Below are 24,666 nucleotides of genomic sequence, written 5' to 3'. Positions count from 1 at the left end.
GATTTGGGGGCGGGTAGAACCTATAGTGAAGAGGGATAGGGGGATCGAATCTCTGTGAGAATCGGCAAGGTCCCGCAGGATGTGCTCGAGCGACTTGTCCTATCAAGGCTTGGGGCGCGTCGTCCGGATGTGCTTGTACACTCCAGAATAGGCGAGGATTGCAGCGTCATAGATTTCGGGGATTTTGTCTGCGTCGTATCTACCGATCCTATAACCGGAGCCGCTGCTAATATCGGGTGGTTCGCGGTTCACATCTCGTGTAACGATGTGGCGGCAAACGGCGCCGAGCCTGTGGGCCTCCTCATAACCGTGATGGTGCCGCCGGACGCGTGCGAGGAGGATATAGGGCGGGTCATGGGGGATGCCGATAGAGCGGCCAGGTCGCTGGGTGTGGAGATACTCGGCGGGCATAGCGAGGTTACCTCCGCGGTGACTAGGCTGACGGTGGTTTCGACAGCCCTCGGAAAGGCGAGAAGGGATTCATTCATCACATCCTCGGGGGCCCGGCCAGGCGATCATCTCATACTCACCAAGGCTGCGGGCCTCGAGGGGACGGCTATCCTGGCAGCAGATCTCGCCGAGAGATTGATCCAGGGCGGCATCGGGCGGGAGCGGGTGGCGAACGCAAGGGAATTCATCAGGAATATAAGCGTTGTGCGCGAGGGGATGATCGCGGCGGCCAATGGGGCGACGGCCATGCACGATGTCACGGAGGGCGGGGTAATGGGCGCCGTTTTTGAACTATGTGAGGCTTCCGGCGCCGGGGTGAGAATATGGGAGGACAGGATACCTGTTGCGCCTGAAACTCGGGATATCTGCCATCTCTTGGGGATCGACCCGCTGAAGCTTACCTCGAGCGGGTGCATGTTGATCTCGGCTGTTTGCTCGAAGAGGGTTATGGATGCGTTTGATGAAGCAGGGATTCCCGCGAGCGTCATCGGGGAGATCGTGGAGCCCGGGCGCGGGCGAGTGCTGGTGAGGCAGGGGGGCGATGAGGTCGAGATTCGACCGCCTGAGAGGGATGAATTATACAGGGCGCTCGAAGGTTAGGACTATGACGAATTGATGTTAGAGCAGCGCCGGGCGTGCTTTGATCCCGCGCTGGCTGAAGGCTGAGACCGGAAAGGAGAATGAATGCATGCGAGATAGGCTTAGCGTTTTAGCCGTTGGTGCCCACCCGGATGACCTCGAGCTCTTGTGTGGCGGCACACTCGCTAAATATGCGAAGCTCGGCCACGAGGTTACCATGTGTCATGTGTTAAATGGGGACCTCGGTCACTTCCATATTCCAAGGAAGGAGCTAGCCGCAACCCGCGCGAGAGAGGCGGAGGAAGCGGGGAAATTGATTGGGGCCAGGGTCGTCAACCTTGATATCTCTGATCTCGGCATCTACCCCACGGAGGAAATAAAGCTGAAGGTGATGGATGTAATCAGGCTGGCGAAACCAGATGTCATAATAACTCATCCTCCAAATGACTACATGCCCGACCACACTATAGCCTCGCAGGTGGTATTTGATGCAAGTTTCATGGCCAGCTTGCCGCAACTCGAGAGCGAGCATGAATTTCATCCAAAGGTGACCCCCATATACTATATGGACTCCCTCGCGGGGTGCGACTTCCTGCCGACGGACTATGTTGATGTGACCGATACCATGGAGTTGAAGAGGCAGATGCTGGCGAGACACGAGAGCCAGGTCACCTGGATGAAGGAGCACGACCACATCGATTTCTTGGACTTCATGGAGACCCAGGCGAAATTCAGAGGCTACCAGTGCGGAGTCAAATACGCCGAAGGCTTCAGGAAGTGTGAGACATATCTTCGAAACCTCCCCATGAGGATGCTGCCTTAAGAATTAAATGAGGATGCTTTTTTAAGGATTAGAGGAGTTGGTAGACTAGTGCGCAGGAGCCCCACGGGAAACCCCCGTTTGATGAAGGAGTTAAACCAGTCGATGATCCTGGAGCTCATCCGGGAGCACGAATGCATCTCAAGGGCGGATATCGCCAAGGAGCTGAAGTTGAGCCCCCCCACGGTTTCAAAGATAGTGAATCAGCTCGTGGCCGATGGGTGGGTGGATGAAATCGGAGCGGGGGAATCGAGCGGCGGGCGAAAACCGTTCCTCATCAAGTTCAACCCCAGGAAGCATTACGCCATAGGCGCCTATGTGGGTGCGGGTCAGATAATAGTGGGCCTTGCCGACCTGGATGGCAGGATATATGTGAGACGCTCGGCCTCGCGGGCTCCAGGCGGACCCGGGGGGGCGCCTTCTGGGGGGGCGACTGTGTGCGGGCGCGAGCAGGCGGCACCAGCACCTGGGCCCGGGCAGGCGGCAATCCTGGATACGCTTATTCGCCTGATCGAGGAGGTAATAGAGGAGGCCAGGATCGATTCCTCAAAAGTCTGCGGGATTGGGGTTGCTGTATGCGGCATAACGAGGGTTGAGAACGGCACTGTGGTGAGGGCCAGGCATTTGCCTGGATGGGATAATTTTCCAGTACGAGCTGTGCTGGAGGAGAGGTTTGGTGTCCCCGTTGTAGCGGATAACGATGTCTACTTGGCCGTCCTCGGGGAGAGCTGGCGGGGCGCGGGTAAGGGCGTCCGGGACCTCGTGCTGGTCACGCTCGGCCAGGGCGTTGGATGCGGGATCATAATCAACGGCAAGGTCTACCGGGGCTCGACAGGGGCCGCAGGCGAAATAGGGGATATGATCGTCACCGAGACCGCGATCGAGAGGGCCCAGGAGAAAGGGGGCTACCTCGAGGTTATGGCCGGCTGGTCCACCCTGGTGGAACATGCCGCTGCCGGGCTTGGGGCCGGGGCTGGAGCCCGAGCTGGGGCTAGGGCTGAGGTTGGGGCCGGGGTCGGAGCCGGGGCGGGAGGGGCGGACAGAGAATCGGGCAGCGCCGCCGGCGGCGGGGATATCCTTGCACGGATGGCCGGGGGGCGACCTGATAGGATTACCCCGGAGTTGGTATTCGAGGCTGCGCGCCTGGGCGATGACCTCGCGCTCGATCTTGTGGGCCGGGTATCCAGGTACCTTGCATACACGGTCGCCAATATTATAAGTTTGTTAAACCCGGAGGTAGTAATCATAGGGGGGGATGTGGCCCAGGTTGGTGAGGTGATCCTGGGGCCGATCAGCGACGGCGTGAAGTCGCTCTTGCATTCGCCTCCGCCGATATTGCTATCGAGCCTGGGCCGGGACGCGGAGATCCTCGGAGCGGTTGCAGTGGCAATTGAGCGGGCAAACCCGAGCCTGGCTATATCCTATGATATGAGCATAATCGGTGCAGGCGATGAGATATTCGCGGGAGCCGGAGCGGCCGGTACCGCGGGTAATGGGAATAGAAATATTGGTACGGCCTGAGGCCTTGGCATAGCCTGAGGACAGGATAAGTATTAAATCTCAGCCTTTTCGGCCAAACTGTACTGTAATGGAGCGAGACGAAGGCACAAATGGTGCGAGGTGATGGCTCATGACACAGCGCGGCCGGGAGAGCCGGAGGAAAGACAAGGCTGAAATCCGCAACAGGCTAGGGGTTGATAAGGGAAGATTTTTCGAAAGCGAGCGGCTCGAGGGCATGAGGGAAGACCCCATGAATAGCGATGTGACCCTCGTGAGGGTGGATGCTGCGGACGCTGATGAGGTGTCGGCGGCGCATGCGTGGGGCATAATGGACCCGGTTGAGATGCCTGCAGCGAGGCGCCTCGAGGAGATCGCTGAGGGTATAAACGAGGGGATAAACGAAAACGAGGGCGAGAAGGCGGGCAAAGCGGGTAGAAGTAAAGCGGGGAAAAGTAAAAAAGATGGTGAAGGGGAAAAAGGGTATATAGCTGGGTCAAAGAGCACAAGGCATTGAAGGCCCAATATACAATAACAAAACAAGACATGCATAAAATTTAGACGTAATTTTTAGACGTAATTTAAGAAGGCAAGGGATATGTTCTCCTTTGCCTTCTTGTATGTCGGACAATCGAGGATGTATATACAGTTATATTCTTTAAGTTAACCTATTCAACTAATGTCATTGATGTCACTGGAGCTTCGTTTCCGTGGGGGAAACGATCTGGCCCGCGGAAATAGTGCCAGGTTGATTCAACGCCTGCGTCGGCGAGGTCTGGCCTGCGGCAGCGAAGCCTGCGCGGAAACCAGCCCTCACTCCGGCAACCGCCTGCTCGGAGAGCGACCTCTCCGCCGCTTCGATCATGCGCCTGACCATGTGCCCCCCAACTGCTCCGCATTGTGCGGACGATATATTACCCCAGTAATCGCCCTGCACCTGGTTTATAGGGAAGTTTATTTCGCTTGCGATTTCATACTTTAAATTATCAAGGGCCTGTTTTGCCTGGGGAATGACAGTGCGATTTCGTCTTCCGGGCATTTTATTTCACCCCCTTGTATGTTTCTGACTCTAGTGTAACCTCGCAGCAAGGGGGTATGTTATTAAAACAGTGGGAGGCTCGCGAGAGACTCCCAGTCTATCCAGCAGACCCTAACGATATATATATATAATGTATATATGCCGTTTTCGGCTTTTAACTGGCATTCCTGACTTGAGCCGGCGTTTTTCGACGTTTTAGTTATATTTCAGTGATAGATGAAAACACCTGATATACCCGATAATAGAAGAAGGACTATCGGGTTGATTTTGGTAAAGACCGTTGCTATAAATACCACCAGCGCAATAACGGCGCCCGGGAAGTCCGTTATCGACGATGAAAAAATCGACACCGCAGCAGCGACGATGAGGGCGACGACCGCAGGCCTGATGCCGCCGAACGCCGCCTGAGTGGATGAAAGGTTCCTGTATTTAAGGAAGAGCCTTGTCAGGATGAACATGATTATGAACGGTGGGAGGACCACGCCAACGGTGGCGGAAACTGATCCCCAAAAACCTGCAATCTTATACCCGACAAAGGTTGCGGAGTTGATTGCGATGGGGCCAGGTGTGGCCTGGGAGATCGCTATGACATCAATGAATTGCGGGAGGGAGAGCCATTTATGATTTGTGACGATTTCGCGTTGAATCAAGGGTATCATGGCGTAGCCCCCACCGAAGCTGAAGGCCCCGATTTTGGCGAAGGTGTAGAAGAGGGTGAGTAGGATCACTCTGTTTCGCTCCCTTTCGATTCCCGGGGCGTCCGCGGGAGAGTTTCAATGATTAAACCTGCTATGCCTGCGAACACTATTACTAGAATGGGGTGGAGATTCAGCCCTACAAGGGCCGCCAGGGCCAGGGCAGAGATAATAAGGCCACTCCAGCTCGCAATGGCCGTCCTGCCTATGGGGATTACGGACGCGAGTATGAGAGACACGATCGCAGGCCTCATGCCCTTGAGGAAGGCCTGGACTGCAGGGACGTCCTGGATGCCGAGAAAGAATGCGGCAATAACGAGCAAAGTTATAAAAGAAGGCAGGGCGGCACCGAGTGTGGCTACCATCGCCCCGGGCACCCCGGCGATCTTATATCCTGTCATGACGGCTACATTGATCGCTATGGGGCCGGGTGCGCTCTGCGCTATGGCAAGGGAGTCTACAAAGTCCCCCCGCTCGAGCCACCTACGCCTTTCGACGATGTCGCGCTGGATCAGCGGGACCATGGCGTAGCCGCCACCAAAGGTAAATGCCCCGATGCTAAAGAATACCGAGAAAATCTGGAAGATCAGTGCTGGGATTGTTAAAGTATGAGCAGGATCCGGCGTATTAGCGGTTTTATCTGCTGGCACAAGGCTCGCCTTCCTAAAAATAACAGATACAGATATAAATTATAGAGAGTCAGATATTGAAGAATCAGGGTTGGGAACATCTAATTATCACATTACCACGCTTTTTATAAGATACCACGCGCGTGCGATTTTATCAAGGCCAGGTTTTTCGAGATCTTCGGGCTCTGCGAGTAATAATTAGCAGTTGGTGCCAATTATCAACCCCTGGGCATAATTCTCAGGTATCGTAAGGTGCTGGATGCCTGCGTGGGTAGTGGCCCTACATAGGCAGTGATGTGGTGGACGGAAACTGTCCCGGGAGGGATTCCTAGTCCCAATGACGAATAAAATAATTAAAGGAGGTGGTTCCCTGTACTGGGGTTTTAATCTAAATTCGTCCGGTACCGATATGGACTGGAACGGGGGTGAATGTTATGCGATTATCGGTCCGCCAGGTGGCTGTAGCGGGAATGCTGGGGGCTCTTGCAATACTTCTCGAGGTAAGCGGGATAGGAAGGATACCGATGCCTACGGGAGTGAGTGCAACGACAATGCACATACCAGCGATCCTGGCAGGTTGCCTTGAGGGCCCGGTGGTAGGGGGATTCGTAGGCCTGGTCTTTGGCCTTTGGAGCTGGCTTGTTCCAAGAAATCCCTTTTTTGGGAACCCAGTGATATCCGTTGTGCCGCGGGTTTTTATCGGCGTGCTCGCGGCTCTTGTCTACCAGAAGACGAGAAGCGGCGTGCTCGCGGCGATAGTGGGAACTGCTACTAACACCATCGGCGTGCTTGGCCTGGCAACTACCTTTGGATACTTGAAACCGGGCGCCGCAGGAGTGGTAGCTATCACCCATGGCATCCCGGAGATAATCATTGCGGTCATTGCAGTGGGCCTGTTGTTGCAGGCCTTGCGAAAGGCGTATAGGAAGTCGTCGGGGGGATATATGCGATAAGGTGGCAGGAAAAACGAAACAAGAGAATGAGCTAATATTCTAGTATTATGGAAGTCATATGGAATAGTGCCATGATTCGTCTAACATAACGGGGCGGGCCGGGGGAAAACTATAGATAGTTCGAGTTCGAGAAAGAAGGAGGAAGCTGCTATGCCCAGGAGAAATCGCGCAGTCGTAACTGGAGCACGGCCCGCATTGGAGCAATTTAAGTACGAGATAGCCAATGAACTAAATATTCCCACTAACCTGATTCAGGGGGATTACTGGGGTAATTTATCTGCAAAGGATTGCGGCGCAGTCGGGGGTCACATGGTAAGGCGTATGATTGAGGCTGCCGAGCAGTCGCTGGCTGAGCAGGCAGCCCAGAGCGTTAAAGCCGGATTCCAGGCTGGCCTTATGAAAGGCGCCCCAACTCAGGCTCAGTGAGTCAGATATGTCGGCACACTCTAGATATATAAGGAAAATAGATATAATGGAAAACATGATAGAGTAGACACGAAAGGCAGGAGTTCCCTCCCCTGCTTTTCGCTTTTCTGCTAGCTTTTCTGGCTGATACAAACATCCCCACCCACCATTTCCCTAACATTATTGAAAGCCGTACATGGCAAACTAAAGCTAGAAAAATATAAGGGGGTGAAGGACGTGGCCAGGAGAAATCGAGCTATGTTGCCACAAGCAGGAGCCGCGCTCGACAAGTTCAAATATGAAATCGCAAATGAGCTGAATATCCCCACGAATCTAATCCAGGGCGATTACTGGGGCAACTTGCCAGCAGCTCAGTGTGGTGCAGTCGGTGGTCATATGGTAAGACGTATGATCGAGGCGGCTGAGAGGTCTCTTGTCGAGGGGACTCTCCAGGGCGTGAGGGCGGGGTTCCAAGCTGGTTTAACCCAGGCGGGATATACTTCGCCCACCAATGTACCTAACGTTGGAAATATGGCAACGAAACAGTAGCAAACAGTAGGAGCCTCTAGAAGCTCCCGATGATATTCCAAGGGGCCGATTACCGGCCCCCTTCGCTCATTTCATTAATGCTCGGTTTGTAGCCTGGTTTGTCTGGTTTGTAAGGGACTTGCTTTATACGTTCATGCCAAACTAGCTGTCTTTATAAACTCAAGTGTCTCCTGTAGGGACTTAATACCGCTCGATGCACCTATAGCCGTAACGCAACTCGCGCCGACTGCATTTGCGAACCGGCCTGTAGTCTCGAGATCCCAGCCCTTGACAACGCCAGCGATAAACCCTGCAACAAACGCGTCCCCGGCGCCAGTTGCATCGACAACCTTCACTTTGTAGGCGGGTATTCTAAACTCCTGGTCGCCTGATTTTACAAATGAACCTTCGCTCCCCATCTTGAGCCCGACCGTTTTAACACCATATTCCATGAACTTGCTTGCGATTCTGGCCGGATCCGACTCCCCCGTCAGCATCTTGGCCTCCTCTATACTCGGCAGGAAGACGTCAACATAGGGCAGGCATGGCTTGAGCAACTTCATCCAGTTCCCGCGATCATCCCAGGCCGTGTCGAGGCTTGTGATGACTCCAAGCTCTTTTGCCCGTTTCAAGGCATCCCTGGTTTGAATGCCATCGAAGCTTGGGAGCAGGAAGAAGCCACCTATGTGAAGGAGCTTCGCGGATTTCACTATGTCCCAGTTTATGTCATCGAATGTAAATTTTGCGTTGGTGCCGGTGTAGTGCAGGAAACTCCTTTCACCATCGGAGCTCACCATCACCATGGTAGCGGAGGTATTGGTGGACGGATCTATCACGACGCCCTCCACGTTGAGTCCATTTTCGGTCATTCTCTTTAGAATGAAATCTCCAAATCCATCCGCGCCAACCTTGCCGATGACGGCTGTGTCAAAGCCCAATCTCGCGAGGGCTGTTCCGGTATTTGTGGCGCAACCGCCCGTGTGAAGCTCCATGTTATCCACCAGGACAAGCTTCCCTTTATCCGGGATTCGATCGATGGGGCGGCCAACCACATCCGCCACGAGAATTCCTATACAGACTACTTGAGGCATGCTTCTCCCTCCGCACAAAAACATGTTTTGCCAAGGCTATGCCATGATGCTATGCCATCCATGCTACGCATATGCTATGCCAGCATCACCTTGAGACCGTTATTTTGTAAGTACTTAACGGTTATCTCATCGGCTTCCACGCCTGTAATAAGGAGGTCAACATCGGCGAGGGCGGCGAAGGAGGCTAGATTTACCTTCCCCAGCTTCGTGTGGTCTGCCACAACGATGACCTCGCGCGCCGCCTGGATCATAGCGCGCTTGACCTCCGCTTCAAACGGATTTGAATTTGTGAAGCCATGCTCGATGGTGATGCCGCTCGCCCCTATGAAGGCCTTGTCCGCATTGATCTGCTTAAATGTCTCCTCGGCCTTATGGCCCACGAGGGAGAGCGTCGTCTCCCTGAGCACGCCGCCGGACATTATCGTGGTTACACTGCGCTTGCCAACAAGCTCCGCCGCGACGCTCAGTGAGTTGGTCGTCACCGTCAGCCCGGCCAGGTCGGGGATGTTGCGGGCCACCTCCACCATCGTGCTCCCGGCATCGATAATAATGGCCTCGCCTGGCTTAACCATATTCGAAACAACAGCCCCTATACGGGCCTTCTCTTCCCTGCATGTTGACGCCCTGACCGCGAAAGTCAGGTCATGGGCGGGATCGCCAACCCAGACGGCACCGCCGTGCGTACGCTTCAATATCCCTCGCCGCTCGAGCTCCTCCAAGTCCCGGCGGATTGTGCGGGCGGTAACACCGAGCACGTCCCGGAGATCGGTTATCTTGATGACCCTGTGCCTTTTCGCTTCTACTATGATTCGTTCTAGTCTTTCCTCTGCCAGTAGGCTCATTCAACCACCGTGAGCGGACGTGTCCGTTTGTATCCGCATAGTTCACTATTTTGTCCGCCTTGAGAACATAATTCAACACGGCCCGGGAAAATCCTTCTTGCAGGCCGGGATCTGGCCACAATATTTTCCCGGGTCGTGCGATCTCATCTACTCTAATCGGTGTGGAAAACCTGCAACCAGCAACCCTATAGCCCTACAAGAAAATTAGCAGCCTTACAAGAGACTAGAACTCTACAAGGACCGCTTGATCGCCTCTTCAACCCTGGATATCATCTCGCTCCCGTCCAGAACGCCGATCTCGATATGATATTCGCGGGCCTCTCCTGGTTTCAGGAAAGCCAGCCTCCCGTCCGCGCGGTCCTTTGCCCTTCCTTCGACATGACAGTTGGCCGGCTCTACACCCATCACATAAACACCCTGGCCCGCCATCTTCCACTCGATGAGATACGGTAGTTCGGCTTTAGGATATTTCACGTATACGCCGAAACCTTTACCCCCGTCGAACTTGCGATTCACGACCGCTGCGAGGCAGTAACCTTCCGCGTCGGGCGCCACCTCATGATAGTAGACGCGCTCCCTGAAGCCTGGCGTCGGCGGGAGGAACGTCGCATATTTCTCCTTCTCCACCTCGGCATCGGCATCACGCGGGTCGACTTTCATGCTCGCCGTTAGCAGCTCGGAAGCCTCATCGATCACAGGGAATCCGATGTTTATATGGTAGAGGAACATGTGTTCGGTCGTGTTATAGCCCAGGTTTTCCACGGAATCGTGTATGAAAAGCCTCGATTCCCCGAGTTTAGCCTTGATCTCCCGCGTGAGGCACAGGTTCTCGCCGAAGACGGTTGTTTCGTGGACCTTGCCCCGCGCCCACATTATGTAGTCATCGCCATCCCACTCGCCATCGGCGCATACGTTTCTGGCCGGTGTGTTTGACGCGCGGCCATGCAGGCCGAGTTTCTTGCCCTGGTCCTCGCAGGGGGCTCCGGCATATGTCAGGCCACACGTAACCACAAGGCCACCGAAGAAGCTGCGAAGCCATCCGAAGCCAGGCTCCTCATAGTAGGCCGGGGAGACGTCTGTGGTGGCTGAACGCCAGCAGAGAGACCTGCCGCAGAAGTCGGCCGAGGAGATATCCATGCCGCGGCTCGGGAGGACTGTAAAACTTAGGCCGCTTCCCGTCTTGAATTCTATGGCCTCAACACCGGCCTCCTTTCCCTCTGAGAGGACAAAGCGCCTCACGCCGCCGATCTGTGAGATCGACCCGGCCTTCTGGAGAAGCTCATCCCTGGGATACTGCCTTCCAAATAGAAAAGCCATGATAAATACCTCCTTGAAGATGTTATCGTGTATGGCGTATTTGTCATATATCGTAAGCTATTCTCACTTTTATCCCGGCTGAGGCTGGTCAATTATCTGCTAAGCAAACCCCCTTTTGAGTCTCAACACGAGGTGAGGGGGTGGTTGACGAATCGTCAGGTTAAGACGGGGGAATATGGATATAGTAAGATAATAAAGTAACTTCGACATTTCGCGGTTCAATCCTTTTGCCATGCATGAATCAGGAGGGAAATTTTATGATGCGTCGAAAGACAAGAATAATCTCTGGTAGTTTACCTATCGCAACTTGACGAGGATCCAAAAGGGGCGAGGGTTTATGATGCGCGCCGATCTAGATAAGCCAGGTTATGGAAACGAAATCAGTGGTGGCGGTGGTGGTGCATCCCTGGCTATCAGGGCTGTCAGTGATCTCCTCGAGGCCGAGCTTGACGGATCAGGGGTGGCCCGGCCGGAGGCGGCCGGAGAACCTGGAGCGGCCGGAGTTGCCAACGCTTCTACCGGGGTCCTGGGGTGGTTCTGCACCTACACGCCTGAGGAGATACTGCTTGCGGCGGGCCTGGATTCCAGGAGAATCTTCGGGACCTTCAATCCCGTGAGATCCGCCGATATCTATCTGGGTTCCAACCTGTGCCCATATGTGAGGAGCTGCCTCGAAGGGGCGATAAAGGGCCGCTACGGGGCGCTCGACGGGGCCATAATGACGACATCGTGCAACGCCATGTGTCATCTTTACAATGCCTGGCGGCGCGCGAGGGCCGGGTCTACCAGAATTACCGGATCTATTGGGGCTGCCGGGATTGCCGGGGTTACATCCGGGACCGCCGGCCGGGATGGCAGGACCGGGGGTGGGTTTTGCTACATGTTGAACGTCCCACGGCTTGCTCCGCAAGCTGCCCGGGTCCAGAGTCGCGGGAGGGCCTGGGTTGTGGAGGAGGCCGAGGCCATGGAGGATCTGGCGCTCAATTACTGGGAACGGGAACTTAGACGGCTTATACAGGAGCTTTCGTCCCGGTTCGGTGCGGCCTTCTCAGATGAGGGCCTCTATAATGCGATCAGGACCTGCAACGAAACGCGGGAGCTGCTCCATTCCGTCTACCTGCTTAACAAGGCAAATGGCTGTTACGGTTGCGGGCGGGCCGGGGCTGAGGTAGAGGGGACGGCGGGCCGGGAAGGACGCGAGGGGTTGGCAGGGCCGGAGGCGAGAGGCATTACGATAGCAGGTACTGATCTCATGAAGATCGTGAAAATGAGCATGTCATATCCAAAATCAAGATTCAACGCCGCCCTTAGGCGTATACTTGCCCGGCTTTCTTATCCTTATCTTCATCCTCAAAGCGTCACCCCCGGCCAAAGCACCCCCCGCCCAGGGGTCCTCGTGGCAGGCAGCGTGTGCGACGCGCCTGTAATCGAGATCATTGAGGATGCCGGTGCGAGGGTGGTGGCCGATGATTTATGTACGGGCATGAGGTATTTCGACGGCCAGGTGGACCTCGATGAGGCGGAGCGGAGCGGGAATTTCGTCCGCGCCATAGCGAGGAGATACCTGAACAAGCCCCCGTGCGCCCGGATGTATCACGCGTCGTCGAGGTTTGAACATGTTTACGATCTGGTGCGCGAATTCGATGCAAAGGGGATTATATTCTATGGGCTCAAGTTTTGCGATCCCTATCTCTACGACCATATCGGTTTGAGACGTAGGTTCGAGGAGAGAGGAATCCCTGTGCTGCTCCTGGAGGGGGATTACACCGCCGGCGGGGCGGGGCAGGCCCGGACGCGTGTTGAGGCCTTTGTGGAGATGATCAGTTGAGGCCTTTGTTGAAATGACCGGCTAAATGACCGAATATGGAAATGACCGACTATGGAATGGAAATGATCGGCAGCGTTTCTTGAGGCAGGTGGGGTGGATGGCAGAATGGATGGGAGAACCAATGGCAGAGCCTGGTGGGAAGCGCGGGGGGCGTAGGAAGTGTGAGGAGCGTTGGAAGCTTCCGGAAAGGGCCTTCCGGCGGGCCGCGACATCCGCGCTTACATATGAGGTTATGAGGTGGGGGCTTGCTTTGCGCAGGGTATTCGGTTTATCTCGCCATTCCCTCGAGGCCGCAAGCCTCCTGGCTGAGTTTGGCCTGGGGCAGGTGGGGATGGCCTTTGGCAGGGGGAGGGTGAGCGGGTTGGGGCGGAGGCGGCCTGTAATCTGGACCAGCGCCTTTGCGCCCACAGAGCTCCTCTACGCCCTGGATCTTGTCCCCTTTTCTCCGGAAATAGCCTCGGCCGCGATTGCTTCCATAGGTCTATCTGGGAAAATGCTCAATATCGCCGAAGACCACTGGTACGCCAGGGACAGCTGCTCCTTTCACCGCTGCGCCGCGGGCGCGGCTCTCGAGGGCTACCTGCCTCGCCCTGATGCACTCGTTGCCGCCTCCCACCTGTGCGACGGGGCCCCAAAGCTTTTTGGTAACCTTGCCCGGGCGCTGGGCGCGGAGTTTTACCTGATAGATACCCCATGGGTGACAGGCGGCGGGGCGGGGGATGCGAGAGATACGAGAGATGCTGGACATGCAGGAGATGCAGAAGGTGCGGAAGATACGGAAGATGGTGGGGGAGCATTCAGGGATGCACTCGAATACTACGCCAGGCAGCTGGAGGCCCTGGCATACGCCCTTGCACATCGCTTCAACCGGCGGGTCGATATGAGCCGCTTCGCGAGGGCTATTGAATTCTCCAACGAGGCCAGGCATTATGCAATTGAAGTCAACAAGCTCAAGAAGCGAAAGCCCTGTCCCGTGTTGGGCGCGGAGGTCTTGGGTTTTGTGGCCGCGCTCTTCTGGGGCTTCGGGACGAGGGATGTGGTCAGGATTTATAAGCGCCTTTATGAAGAGGTCCTGGCGCGGGCCGAGGGGCGGGCTGAGGCGCGGCAGGGGTGGGCCGGGAAGGGGCGTATCGCCCAGGGTGATGGCGATGGTGAAGGCGCGCCGGAGAGGCACCGGCTGCTGTGGATGCATCTCAAGCCATTTTACCCTAACGGGCTGTGGAGGAAGATGGAAGTCGAGCTCGGGGCGCGGATCGTGTTTGATGAGTTCAGTCGCATCTACTGGGATGAGATGGATCCTGAGAGACCATTTGAGAGCCTTGCGCGCAAGGCTTTGTCGCATTTCGGGTATGGCCGGATCGAACGAAGGATCGATGCGGCCCTCCAGGCCGTCGATGAGTATTCGATCGATGGCGTGATTCACTTCTCCCACTGGGGGTGCAGGCAGGCGACCGGCGGTGTCTGGGCCATCAAGGAGGCCCTGAAGGCGCGGGGTATACCAATGCTCGTCCTCGACGGCGATTGCGTGGATGGGAGGAACTACTCGGAAGGGCAGGTAATGACCCGCATAGAAGGCTTCCTGGAGATGCTATAGATATGCCATAGATATGCCGTAGAAATGCTATAGTGATGCTATAAGGATCCAATCACGCCCCATGAAGTGAGTTCCATAAGTGGCAAAACCTATGCCCGCGCTGACTTGGCGATGTTTCAGAGAAGCTACAGAACAATAGAGGGGTGACGCAGACGTGATAGCTGCCGGGGTTGACATCGGGTCGCTTTCAGCCAAGGCGGTCCTTTTGAATGTAGATCGTGGGCAGATCCTGGGGTATAGCATCATGCCTACGGGGGCCAGCAGCAGGGATGTCGCGGAGCGAGTGCTGGCTGAGGCCGCCCGCAGGGCGGGGGTGGATGTGGGGAAAGTTGGAAGGGTTGTAGCAACGGGTTATGGCCGGATCGCCGTCCCTTTCGCTGACAGGAAGGTCACCGAGATTACCTGCCACGCCAGGGGGGCATACCATCTATTCCCGCGGACCCGGACGGTCATAGATATAGGGGGCCAGGACAGCAAGGTTATTCGTATCGGCAAGGACGGCAGGGTGGTTGATTTCGTGATGAATGATAAGTGCGCGGCCGGGACAGGGCGATTCCTGGAGGTAATGGCGAGGGCGCTCGAGGTCAACCTGGAGGATATGGGGAGGCTCTCGGGCCTCGCCCGGGAGCGGCTGGCCATCAGCAGCATGTGCACGGTTTTCGCGGAGTCCGAAGTGATTTCACTCATAGCGGAGGGTCGCCCGAAAGAGGATATCATTCGAGGGCTGCACGATGCGGTCTCGGAGCGGGTGGCGGGCATGGCCGAGCGGGTCGGCCTCGAGGATAGTATTACAATGACGGGGGGCGTCGCCAAGAACGATGGCGTGGTCAGGAGCCTCGAGGAGAGGCTTGGCGTCAAGATAAGCAGGCCGGAAGAGCCTCAGATTGTAGGGGCACTGGGAGCGGCGCTTATCGCTGCTGATGGTTAACCCCCCCCCCCGCCATTCGCCATTCCCCATTCACGGGCTGTGTATTGGAGGTTTGCTGCATATTAGGGGGGCGGGGGTTCGCGCATTGCGCATTGCGGGCATGATAAGGGGCATAATAACTCTAAATAAAAATAATAAAGTTTCCGGTGAAAATTGGGGTTCACGGAAGGAGAGAAGGAGAGATGGAAATGGATGACCTGCATAGCAGCCCGGTTATGCCCGACAATGCCGAAGAAAGCATAAAGTGCCCGCAGTGCGGCAACTTCATAGGAATTGGCGGATTGTCGGATGCGGGGTCAATTGTCTGTCCCGTCTGCGGTGCAAGCACCGATATCGTTAGCATAGAGGACGCGTTCAGGATGGGAACATCAAACGAGGGTTACTGATTTTAGACCCCCCGGGATTCAGCCTTCTAGGGGAGAACCCTATCCCCTTCATAAACGAGAAGGGTCAGGGGATTTCTCTCCTTGTTTTGTGCCCATCATCTCCATCAGGCTTGTTTCTCGAGAAATCCGTCAAGATAAAGATAAGGAGGATCTTTTACTTTTCGGGAGCATTCTTTATCATTTCCAAGAATGACGTCGAATCCCATTTGGGATGCGGTAGCAATGAGAATGGCGTCAGGGACTCCAAGATTTATCCCTGCCCGTATGTGAGCCGCCTTCCATGCGATTTCTCGGGTTACAGGGATAATCTCGAGATTGGGGAATCCATCCAAGAAGAATTCAATTTCATCTATGGCATTTGCCTCAGACTTACGAATGGGTTTGACTAACAGTTCCAGCTCTGTTATGGTAGATATGCCCAGCCGTATATGCCCTTGCTCTGCATCCTCAAATAGAGCTCTCACTAAGGATGCGTATCTCGGTGTACCATCAAGGAAATAGATGACTATGTTTGTATCGATCAATATCGATTTAACATTCTCAAGACTTTTTCTGAATGCGTCTACCGCTCCCACGAGGTCCGTTCCTCCTGAACATACTCCTTTATCTCTTTCTCGTCCCCGTAAATGCTATGAAGTACGCCCGAGAACCTTTCTGTATAGCTTGTGGGCTTTGGTGTAAGTATAACCTTGTTCCCTTTTAATTCTAGGAGCAATTGGGAACCAGGCTCGATCTTTAGAGCTTTCGCGATCTTTGAAGGGACGGTGATTTGCCTCTTACTGGAAACTTTTATCGTAGCACTAATCACATAGATTCACCTACGCTATCTGCCTTAGTAAGTATATCATAGATATCACCAAGTAATTTGTCAATAGGTCCTACTAAGTATATCTTATTGGATATTAAGTATGGTTCGACTGTGCTATTAATCGCTGACTATAGCATTATCCCCACGTATTACCTCGATACCCTGCCCGGTTCCTTGCCAGATAGCTTATATTTGGAAAAATGCTAGAGAAGCTCCAGTTTTGGCCCGAGGGATTCTCTCGTTTGTTGAAGAGGCAGGTAGCGTCTGATATTGCCATATTGTATTTATGTTAGATGGTAGAGCTACGCTACTGCTACTGTCTATTCTTCCCGCATTTTAGCCTTACTCATTCTCTCCTTTATTATATAGTTATATAGCAAGAAAAATTGTAATATCTAAAGAAGGATTTTTGACTTTCCCGTAGAAATATATTTTGAGGAATCGATTTCAGAAATCCATTGCAGAAATCGATACCGTTATAGATAAAACAATACCTTACAGTTGCAATATCTAACGCTTATTGCTTGCTTTAAAAATATACCGCTCGCTTCAAATGCACTTTAGACGGGCAAGACGTGGTAAGACTAGATATGTTGTTTATAAATATTATCGAAAGGATCGGAAAGCTTCGATGCCGGTCATCAAGGAAGTTGCCGAGCTAGCAAAGGTATCGCCGAGCACGGTTTCTCGCGTATTAAATGGCACTGGCCAGGTGAAACAGGAGACGCGGGAGGCCGTGTTGAAGGCCGTTGAGCGGCTCAATTATCGCCCGAATCCTCTAGCTCAGAGTCTCCGTAATAAAAAGACCCGGCTGATTGCTGTGTTGCTGCCGGATATAACCAACCCCTTTTTCCCCGAGGTCGTCCGCGGGTTGGAGGATACTGCGAAGGGATACGGCTACAACATCATCCTGGGTAACACCGATGAGAATAGGGAGAAAGAGCTCGAGTATATCAAGGCCCTGGGCAACAGGTGGATAGATGGCATGATTTTCTCCTCGGTGAGCGGGGGTAGGGAGGTGGAGAAGCGCATAGTAGAGCTCGCAAGGTCGCTGCCTGTTGTTTTGATCGACCGGAAACTCGAGGCGCTATCTCTGAGCTCGGTTATCGTAGATAACTTTCGGGGAGCCTATGAGGCGACAATGCACCTGATTTCCCTCGGCAAGCGTCGGATAGCCTTTATCGGAGGACCGCCTGATATACAAATTTTTAGGGATCGCCTGAATGGATATTTAAAGGCGCTGGAGGAGTCAGGCATCAAAAGGGATGACGATATCATCCAAAATGGTGATCTGAAGATAGGGGGCGGGTGCCTTGCCACGATACGGTTGCTGGACTCCCCCAGCCCCCCGGCGGCTATTTTTGCGGCCAATGACCTTATGGCGATAGGTGCGCTCAGGATCGTAAAGAAGCGAAGGCTTCGAATCCCGGAGGATGTCGCGGTAATAGGGTTTGATGATATACCGCTCGCTTCGCAGATCACACCGGGGTTATCCACGGTATCCCAGCCGTCGCATGAGATAGGTGCACAGGCCATGCAGCTGCTGATGCGGTCAATCAAGAACCCCAGGGCCAGGAGCAAGCATATAGTCCTCGCACCAAGGCTTATCGTGAGGAAATCCACGGATGTAAACGCCGAAGACGAATTAGAGCTATTCCTGAGGGAGAATGGGGAGGCGAATTGAGCCGCTCGACGGCCGCCCGTGGCACAAGTCTGGGTGGGTCGGGTCGGGAGGCGGGAAGATGGACGCGTGATAGCATGATAGCATGGTGGCACGACGGCGTGGTTGGGGAGGTGTATTATATGGGTGAAGCAGGGGCCTTTCTTGTAATGAGTAATATCTCCAAGACGTTCCCCGGCGTCAAGGCGCTCGATGATGTAACATTCGAAGCCCGGAAGGGGGAAGTGCATGCCCTTGTAGGAGAAAACGGCGCGGGTAAATCAACTTTGATAAAGATCCTGTCAGGGGCCTACCGCCCCGATGAGGGGGAAATACTCCTCCGGGGTAAAAGGGTTGAGATCAACACGCCCGTGCAGGCTCAGCAGCTCGGGATCAGCGTGATCTACCAGGAGCTTGACCTCATACCCTATATGACAATACCCGAGAATATCTTTGTGGGACGCGAGCCAGCGAGAGCTCTGGGCTTTGTTGATTGGGAAGAGATGAGGGGAAAGGCCCAGGCCTTGATGGCTTCCTTTGGCATGGATTTGCCGTTACATGTCCCCGTGCGAAGGCTGAGCGCGGCTCAGCAGCAGATGGTGGCGATCGCCAAGGCGCTCTCGTTTAATGCGGATATTATAATCATGGATGAGCCGACGGCGAGCCTCACGCAAAACGAGATAAAGATTCTTTTCAGCGTGATTGAGAGGCTGAAGGCGAGTGGCGTCACCATAATATACATATCGCACCGGCTGGAGGAGATATTTCAGATCGCAGATAGGGTCACGGTCTTGCGGGATGGCAGGCGTATGGGGACTTGGCCCGTTAATGAAGTCGATGTCGATCATATCATAAAATCCATGGTCGGCCGGGATCTGAAGGAGAAGTACCCGAGGGAGAGAGTCCCACGGGGCGAGGAGATATTGCGGGTTGAGGGGCTAACTCATGAACCGTATTTCCGGGATGTGAGCTTCTCGCTCTATGCCGGGGAGGTCCTGGGTATTGCGGGGCTTGTGGGCGCCGGGCGCAGCGAGATCATGAGGTCGATCGTCGGTGCCGATGGGAAGGATTCCGGCGAGATTTACGTGTTTGGCGAGAAGGTCGACATAAAATCACCTTTCGACGCAATTCGCATCGGGATCGGTCTCCTCCCCGAGGAAAGGAAGCTCCAGGGTTTAATCCTCCCGCTCGATGTTAGAGGCAATATCTCCCTCCCCATCCTGGAACGCATCTCAAAATGGGGTTTCATTCGCAGGCTCGTCGAGCACAAGTCTGCTGTGGATATGGTTGAGCGTCTCGGGATAAAGACGCCAAGCGTGGAGCAAAAGGTGAGGAACCTATCCGGGGGCAATCAGCAAAAAGTCGTCTTCGCCAAATGGTTCTTAAGGGGTTGCAGGATCTTCATCTTTGATGAGCCGACAAGGGGCATAGATGTCGGGGCTAAATTGGAGATATATAAGCTCATGAATGAGCTTGTAAAGGATGGAGTCGGGATCATCGTCATTTCTTCAGATCTGCCGGAGATCCTCGGCATCAGCGACAGGCTGCTGGTCATGCATCATGGGAGGATCGCGGGCGAGCTCCGGCATGATGAAGCCACCCAGGAAAAGGTGCTTAATTTGGCGTTTGGAGGTGCTGCTTGATGACGTTGGACGCTAGGACCGCCGCAGAAACCGCGAAACATGAGGGCGGCCTTTGGGTCTCCGAGAGCCCTGGAGGCAAGGTCTCTTTCTGGCGCATACTGGCGGAGAGATACGCGATCTTATTCGGATTCCTTGTCATTTGCGCCATTCTCGCAATGCTCTGCCCGAACTTTCTTTCGGTGGCAAATATCCTGAATGTATTGCGCCAGGTCTCGATCACGGGGATAATGGCCATCGGCGCAACCTTTGTAATTCTGACAGGAGGCATCGATCTATCCGTTGGGTCGGTTCTGGCCCTCGCCGGGATCCTGGCAGCTGGTATGCAGGTGGTCCATGAGGCCGGCGTCTTCGTCTCCGTCCTGGTGCCTCTTATTGTCACCGGGTTGCTGGGCATTCTCGTCGGATTAGTCATAACAAAATGCCATGTCGCCCCGTTCATCGTGACGCTCGGCGTGATGAGCGTGGCCCGTGGCGCGACGCTTGTTTACAGCAAGGGCTACCCTATTAGTGGCCTTACGAGGGAATTTCGCTTCATAGGCGGGGGGCTTATAGGCCAGATACCCATTCCCGTCATAATCTATGCGCTGGTGGCGATAGCCGGGAGCATTGTTCTCAGCCAGACGAGGTTCGGGCGCCATGTCTATGCCATTGGCGGCAACCAGGAGGCAGCCCGGCTTTCAGGTGTCCTGGTCGAGAAAACTAAGATAATTGTATATGGGATTTCGAGCCTTACGGCGGGGCTCTCAGGGGTCATCCTCACGTCGAGGTTGAATTCCGGGGAGCCGGTTGCTGGCGTCGGGCAGGAGCTCGACGTCATCGCGTCGGTGGTTATCGGGGGGACCAGCCTCATGGGCGGGGAAGGCGGCATCTTTGGCACAGTAATAGGGTCCCTGCTCATCGGGGTTCTCAATAACGGCCTCAACCTGCTCAACGTCTCATCATTCTACCAGCAGATTGTCAAGGGCCTCATCATCGTCGCAGCGGTTATATTCGACCAGTTGCGGAGGCGCAGGTGAAGAGGTCGCCGGATGGGTCCGGGTGTCCGCATTAACATTAGGCCTGCGGGACTACAACGGTGGGACAGGGAACGGCCAGCGAAAGGGGGGTGATGCCGCAATAGCGATACAGTGCTAACACCTTAACGTTAGGATTCTAAGCAGGGTTCGGGTTCCAAGTGAGACATAGCGGTCTTGCGTGAGGTTGGTTTGCAGTGGACTAGGATATGCCGACGCCTTCAAAATCCATGTATTATTGAGATGGGAGGTTTATAACAATGGTAAGAAGGATAATGCTCGCTCTGGTTATTGGGGTTCTCTTCGTAGGTCTCCTCGGCACCGGGAGTTTGGCGGCACCCAAGGAACTTACCATAGGTTTGTCTGTACCCAGCCTGAGCTTCACCTGGTTTAGCTTTCTGAAGGGAGCCGTCGAGGCTGAGGCGAGGAAGCTCGGAAATGTGAAGATAATCACCGTGGACGCCGAGAATAAGACATCAAAGCAGATGTCTGATATCGAAGACCTCATAGTTAAGAAGGTAGATGCAGTCCTTCTGGTTCCAATAGAAGTCAAGGCCCTGATCCCCGCCGTGGAGGACCTTAACAGGGCAAAGATACCCGTCGCTACCGTCGACCGTCGCATCGAGGGGTCCGGCCTTGATATCCTGGTCCATGTGGGCGCCGATAATGTCGAGGGTGGACGCCAGGCGGCCAGGTACATAGGAAAGCTGCTGAACGGGAAGGGGAATGTAGTGGAGATCGAGGGCACGCCGGGCTCTTCGCCGGCCAGGGATCGCGGTAAGGGGTTCAATGAAGTGCTCAAGAATGAGTTCCCCAATATCAAGGTCGTCTTCAGACAGCCTGCAGACTTCCGCAGGGCCGACGGGATGAACCTGATGGAGAACATCATCCAGAGCGGCAAGGACTTCGATGCCGTGTTTGCGCATAACGATGACATGATTCTTGGCGCCCTCGAGGCGTTGAAGGCGCGAGCGGGCGGCAAGAAGGTAATAACCATGGGCTTCGATGCCATTGAGGATGCGCTTAATGCCGTCGAGGATGGGACGCTGAACGGCACAATCGAGCAGTTCCCCGGGAAGCAGGCAGCTACGGCGCTTGATATTCTGGTTGAGTACCTGAGAACCGGGAAGGCCCCTTCATCCAAGACAATATGGATCCAGCCCAAAGTGATAACCAAAGCCAACCTCGATGACGCTGAAAAGCGCCTGAAATAGGTGGGGCTGGGTCGAGCCGGGCATTTTAGCTCCGGACTTCAGGATATCCGGCGTCGAGTCCAGATTTCAGGGGCGGAATTCGGGTAGTAAGTGTTCGATTGCAGGGCGGGCGTACCCGCCCTGTGTTATGATTGTGGCGCGATGATGGTTGGGGCGTGATGTTTATAGCATGATGTTGATGGGATGCTGGCTATAGCATAGACTTCGGTAATGGCGACATGATATAATAGCATTATACAATTCTAGTGCAATTTGGTATAACAACCTTGTGGCAAAGGGGAAATGGATCATGAACACCACTGAAAAAGTTAAGCTTCTTGAAAACGCCCTCGATGCAGGCGGCGGGGTGGTTCGCCTCGCGCCGGCCTGGGTGCCGCGCTCGTTTATGATGCCCGGGGGGAGGCTCAAGCTGGACCCGAAGGACCTCTATGCGCTCGGCGCCCACAGGGGCGGGATAGACGAGAGGTGGCTTGCGTCAACGACCAAGGCGGATAACGGGCCGGGAACCCCCGAGGACGAGGGGTTGAGCTACATCGTGATCGGGGCCGGGGATGGTGTTGCCAGCGGGGTCGGGGCCGGGACCCGGGTCGAGGGCGCTGCCGGGGCTGCCAGGAAGATCCTCTTGAAGGAGGCCATCGACCTCCTGGGGGACAGGTTCCTGGGCAAGGATATCATGGAGAAACACGGTGGGTGGCAGGTGCTCGCCAAGTTCTTTGATAATATGGGACCCATCCCGCACCACATGCACCAGATGGATGAGCATGCGGCCAGGGTCGGCCGGCAGGGCAAGCCCGAGTCGTATTACTTCCCGAGGCAGCTCAATTTCACCGGGAACAACTTCCCGTATACATTCTTTGGCCTCCGGCCCGAGACGACCAAGGATGATATAATAAAGTGCCTCAAGAGGTGGAATGAAGGGGATAACGGAATCCTATATCACTCCCAGGCATACAGGCTCAAACCCGGGACGGGTTGGTCCGTGCCCGCCGGGATTCTGCATGCTCCTGGCTCGCTGGTTACATATGAGCCCCAGCGGGCGAGCGATGTTTTTGGGATGTTCCAGTCCCTTGTAGAGGGCAGGCCGGTGGCGTGGGACCTCCTTGTCAAGGACGTCCCGCCTGAGCTTGCGCACGACCTCGATTATATCGTGGGCATGCTCGACTGGGAGGGCAATGTCGACCCGGACTTCTCGAGGAAGCACTACAGGGAGCCTCTACCCGTCAAGCCTGTCGAGGAGATGAGGGGGCAGGGGTATACGGAGTACTGGGTTTCGTATGGCTCCGAATACTTCAGCGCGAAGGAGTTGACCGTGCTTCCCGGCAGGAGTGTTGTAATAAAGGATAGCGCGGCATACGGGCTTATAATGCTCCAGGGCCATGGCACCGTGGGTAAGATGAAGGTCGAAACCCCAGCGCTGATCAGGTTCGGGGAGCTCACCAATGACGAGCTCTTCGTAACGGTCGAGGCAGCGCAGGCAGGGGTGAGAATAGCAAACGCCAGCGACTGCGAGGAGCTGGTCATGCTGAAGCATTTCGGCCCGGGCAACCCTGATATGCCTTCACGGGCTGGGGTGTAAGGATGGGTGGGATTGCTGGGTCTGACAAATCGCCAGGCTCAGCTTTTCTATATGCACTTATGATATGCAATATGCGCTTATGATATGCAATGCAGCCACAACTATAGCTGTAGTTACAACTTTAGCTACGACCGCAGCTGGATACCAGCTAAGCTTCATACCGGCCATATATAACCTTTATATGACATTAATAACGGGGGTGTTGGGCGGATGAAGAATATCGGGATCTACGTAAACAACTGGATATTCGGGAATTGCAGCCTGAGCGAGGTCGCGGCGAGGGTGGCCCGGATCGGCTTCGATGGTATCGAGCTTGTAGGGGAGCCCGAGATCTACCGGGTGGATGAGGTCAACAAGATCATGGGCGATTTGGGGCTGAGGGTCCAGTCGATATGCGGGATGCATCCCGGTCCCGACCCGTCGGACTTGAGGGCTCTCTGCCATCCCGACGCCGCCGAGCGGGCAAAGGCGGTCGATTACGTCAAGGCGTGCGTGGACCTTGCCTGTGGTGTCGGCGGCCGCAGCGTGCTGGTTGTTCCCGGGCTCGTTGGGCAGCCGGCCTATTTTGTTTCAAGGGAAGAGGATTGGAGGCGCGCAGTGGAGGCGCTTGCCAGCGCAGCGGCCTACGCCGAGCAGGCCGGGATACTTCTTACCATTGAGCCGATCAACCGCTATGAAGTCGGCGTGGTTTACTCGATCGGTGATGCAATCAGGATGGCGAAGGAGATCAACTCCCCCGCGATCAGGACGATGGGGGATACCTTCCACATGCAGATCGAGGAGGGGGATGGGATCCCGGCGGCGATTCGCAGGGCTGGCCGTTACTGGCTCCAGCACCTGCATGTCGCGGACAATACGCGGGAGGCCCCCGGCATGGGGACCATGCCATGGAGGGAGATTCTGAGATCGCTCATGGAGATCGATTACGAGGGTGGAATCTCGTGCGAGCCGCTGCCCAGGGGGGCTTCGCCCTATGATGCACGGCAGGGCAGGATTCCCGCAGAAAAGCTCGATGCAGAGCTCGCCTACGGGCTCCGGTTCCTGAGGGAGGAGGCAAAGATCGCGGGACGATTCCTCAACTAACGGAAGAGGGCGAAACGGAGGAGGGCGAAATGGAGGTCTGGCGGGACAGATGCCCCCGCTAGGCCTCAGGCCTACATCGCGAATATCC

At 55.1% G+C, this 24,666-nt stretch carries 25 protein-coding genes; 17 read left to right on the top strand and 8 right to left on the bottom strand.

The genetic code is table 11. The features are described from left to right. Positions 1 to 48: 48 nt before the first annotated feature. From HPY71_16075 to HPY71_16060, 4 genes are all read left to right on the top strand, one after another. The gene (locus tag HPY71_16075) at positions 49 to 1,050 is read left to right on the top strand and encodes an AIR synthase (protein ID NPV55006.1); all 1,002 of its coding nucleotides are present in this window, start codon (positions 49 to 51) and stop codon (positions 1,048 to 1,050) included. An 88-nt stretch (positions 1,051 to 1,138) separates the two neighbouring features. Further along, on the top strand, positions 1,139 to 1,852 hold the full coding sequence (locus HPY71_16070; protein NPV55005.1) for a hypothetical protein: 714 nt from the start codon (positions 1,139 to 1,141) through the stop codon (positions 1,850 to 1,852). A 48-nt stretch (positions 1,853 to 1,900) separates the two neighbouring features. Then, positions 1,901 to 3,370: an ROK family transcriptional regulator gene (locus HPY71_16065; protein ID NPV55004.1), complete on the top strand. Its 1,470-nt coding sequence runs from the start codon at positions 1,901 to 1,903 to the stop codon at positions 3,368 to 3,370. A 109-nt stretch (positions 3,371 to 3,479) separates the two neighbouring features. Next, positions 3,480 to 3,863: a hypothetical protein gene (locus HPY71_16060; GenBank protein ID NPV55003.1), complete on the top strand. Its 384-nt coding sequence runs from the start codon at positions 3,480 to 3,482 to the stop codon at positions 3,861 to 3,863. 174 nt (positions 3,864 to 4,037) lie between these two features. Here HPY71_16060 and HPY71_16055 read toward each other — a convergent pair whose 3' ends face one another. From HPY71_16055 to HPY71_16045, 3 genes are all read right to left on the bottom strand, one after another. Next, positions 4,038 to 4,385, bottom strand: a complete 348-nt coding sequence (locus HPY71_16055) for an alpha/beta-type small acid-soluble spore protein (GenBank protein NPV55002.1) — start codon at positions 4,383 to 4,385, stop codon at positions 4,038 to 4,040. Positions 4,386 to 4,591: 206 nt separating this feature from the next. Continuing rightward, positions 4,592 to 5,113 carry a chromate transporter gene (locus HPY71_16050; GenBank protein ID NPV55001.1) on the bottom strand — a complete coding sequence of 174 codons (522 nt, stop codon included), beginning with the start codon at positions 5,111 to 5,113 and terminating at the stop codon, positions 4,592 to 4,594. Beyond that, positions 5,110 to 5,730, bottom strand: a complete 621-nt coding sequence (locus tag HPY71_16045; protein NPV55000.1) for a chromate transporter — start codon at positions 5,728 to 5,730, stop codon at positions 5,110 to 5,112. Before HPY71_16045 ends, HPY71_16050 begins: the two co-directional genes overlap by 4 nt. 413 nt (positions 5,731 to 6,143) lie before the next feature. On the opposite strand from HPY71_16045, the gene HPY71_16040 reads away from it, so the two are divergent. From HPY71_16040 to HPY71_16030, 3 genes are all read left to right on the top strand, one after another. Continuing rightward, positions 6,144 to 6,662, top strand: a complete 519-nt coding sequence (locus HPY71_16040) for an ECF transporter S component (GenBank protein NPV54999.1) — start codon at positions 6,144 to 6,146, stop codon at positions 6,660 to 6,662. A gap of 150 nt (positions 6,663 to 6,812) precedes the next feature. Next, positions 6,813 to 7,088 (top strand): alpha/beta-type small acid-soluble spore protein, encoded by a 276-nt coding sequence (locus HPY71_16035; protein NPV54998.1) that lies wholly within the window; start codon positions 6,813 to 6,815, stop codon positions 7,086 to 7,088. A 237-nt stretch (positions 7,089 to 7,325) separates the two neighbouring features. Continuing rightward, positions 7,326 to 7,616: an alpha/beta-type small acid-soluble spore protein gene (locus HPY71_16030; protein NPV54997.1), complete on the top strand. Its 291-nt coding sequence runs from the start codon at positions 7,326 to 7,328 to the stop codon at positions 7,614 to 7,616. Positions 7,617 to 7,747: 131 nt separating this feature from the next. Here HPY71_16030 and HPY71_16025 read toward each other — a convergent pair whose 3' ends face one another. The 3 genes from HPY71_16025 to HPY71_16015 all read right to left on the bottom strand — a co-directional run bounded on the left by HPY71_16025 (position 7,748) and on the right by HPY71_16015 (position 10,845). After that, positions 7,748 to 8,686: a sugar kinase gene (locus tag HPY71_16025; GenBank protein NPV54996.1), complete on the bottom strand. Its 939-nt coding sequence runs from the start codon at positions 8,684 to 8,686 to the stop codon at positions 7,748 to 7,750. 74 nt (positions 8,687 to 8,760) lie between these two features. Further along, positions 8,761 to 9,528: a DeoR/GlpR transcriptional regulator gene (locus tag HPY71_16020; GenBank protein ID NPV54995.1), complete on the bottom strand. Its 768-nt coding sequence runs from the start codon at positions 9,526 to 9,528 to the stop codon at positions 8,761 to 8,763. A 231-nt stretch (positions 9,529 to 9,759) separates the two neighbouring features. Next, a complete protein-coding gene (locus HPY71_16015; protein NPV54994.1) occupies positions 9,760 to 10,845 on the bottom strand; it encodes an aldose 1-epimerase family protein in 1,086 nt (361 codons plus the stop codon). A 307-nt stretch (positions 10,846 to 11,152) separates the two neighbouring features. On the opposite strand from HPY71_16015, the gene HPY71_16010 reads away from it, so the two are divergent. From HPY71_16010 to HPY71_15995, 4 genes are all read left to right on the top strand, one after another. Next, the gene (locus HPY71_16010; protein ID NPV54993.1) at positions 11,153 to 12,673 is read left to right on the top strand and encodes a 2-hydroxyacyl-CoA dehydratase; all 1,521 of its coding nucleotides are present in this window, start codon (positions 11,153 to 11,155) and stop codon (positions 12,671 to 12,673) included. Between the two features lie 109 nt (positions 12,674 to 12,782). Beyond that, the gene (locus HPY71_16005; GenBank protein NPV54992.1) at positions 12,783 to 14,267 is read left to right on the top strand and encodes a 2-hydroxyacyl-CoA dehydratase; all 1,485 of its coding nucleotides are present in this window, start codon (positions 12,783 to 12,785) and stop codon (positions 14,265 to 14,267) included. 154 nt (positions 14,268 to 14,421) lie between these two features. Further along, a complete protein-coding gene (locus tag HPY71_16000) occupies positions 14,422 to 15,195 on the top strand; it encodes a 2-hydroxyglutaryl-CoA dehydratase (protein NPV54991.1) in 774 nt (257 codons plus the stop codon). A gap of 146 nt (positions 15,196 to 15,341) precedes the next feature. Continuing rightward, on the top strand, positions 15,342 to 15,581 hold the full coding sequence (locus HPY71_15995; GenBank protein ID NPV54990.1) for a hypothetical protein: 240 nt from the start codon (positions 15,342 to 15,344) through the stop codon (positions 15,579 to 15,581). Between the two features lie 104 nt (positions 15,582 to 15,685). Here HPY71_15995 and HPY71_15990 read toward each other — a convergent pair whose 3' ends face one another. Continuing rightward, entirely contained in the window at positions 15,686 to 16,156 is a 471-nt protein-coding gene (locus HPY71_15990; GenBank protein ID NPV54989.1) for a PIN domain-containing protein, read from the bottom strand. Then, positions 16,144 to 16,389, bottom strand: a complete 246-nt coding sequence (locus tag HPY71_15985; GenBank protein ID NPV54988.1) for an AbrB/MazE/SpoVT family DNA-binding domain-containing protein — start codon at positions 16,387 to 16,389, stop codon at positions 16,144 to 16,146. The genes HPY71_15990 and HPY71_15985 overlap by 13 nt, the downstream gene beginning before the upstream one ends. Before the next feature lie 631 nt (positions 16,390 to 17,020). Between HPY71_15985 and HPY71_15980 the strand changes: the two genes are divergently transcribed. From HPY71_15980 to HPY71_15955, 6 genes are all read left to right on the top strand, one after another. Beyond that, complete coding sequence (locus HPY71_15980; GenBank protein NPV54987.1) at positions 17,021 to 18,073, top strand: LacI family DNA-binding transcriptional regulator; 1,053 nt, start codon at positions 17,021 to 17,023, stop codon at positions 18,071 to 18,073. A gap of 119 nt (positions 18,074 to 18,192) precedes the next feature. Beyond that, positions 18,193 to 19,692, top strand: a complete 1,500-nt coding sequence (locus tag HPY71_15975; GenBank protein ID NPV54986.1) for a sugar ABC transporter ATP-binding protein — start codon at positions 18,193 to 18,195, stop codon at positions 19,690 to 19,692. Further along, positions 19,692 to 20,708, top strand: coding sequence for a ribose ABC transporter permease (locus HPY71_15970; GenBank protein NPV54985.1), 1,017 nt, complete (start codon positions 19,692 to 19,694; stop codon positions 20,706 to 20,708). Before HPY71_15975 ends, HPY71_15970 begins: the two co-directional genes overlap by 1 nt. A gap of 257 nt (positions 20,709 to 20,965) precedes the next feature. Beyond that, the gene (locus HPY71_15965; GenBank protein NPV54984.1) at positions 20,966 to 21,919 is read left to right on the top strand and encodes a substrate-binding domain-containing protein; all 954 of its coding nucleotides are present in this window, start codon (positions 20,966 to 20,968) and stop codon (positions 21,917 to 21,919) included. 289 nt (positions 21,920 to 22,208) lie between these two features. Continuing rightward, positions 22,209 to 23,495, top strand: a complete 1,287-nt coding sequence (locus HPY71_15960; protein NPV54983.1) for a hypothetical protein — start codon at positions 22,209 to 22,211, stop codon at positions 23,493 to 23,495. Between the two features lie 210 nt (positions 23,496 to 23,705). Continuing rightward, positions 23,706 to 24,578 (top strand): sugar phosphate isomerase/epimerase, encoded by an 873-nt coding sequence (locus HPY71_15955; protein ID NPV54982.1) that lies wholly within the window; start codon positions 23,706 to 23,708, stop codon positions 24,576 to 24,578. Positions 24,579 to 24,666 lie beyond the last annotated feature (88 nt).

The organism is Bacillota bacterium, assembly GCA_013178125.1.
In the GTDB taxonomy this organism is placed as follows: Bacteria; Bacillota; SHA-98; order Ch115; family JABLXJ01; genus JABLXL01.
This window is presented reverse-complemented; position numbering and strand designations above follow the sequence as displayed.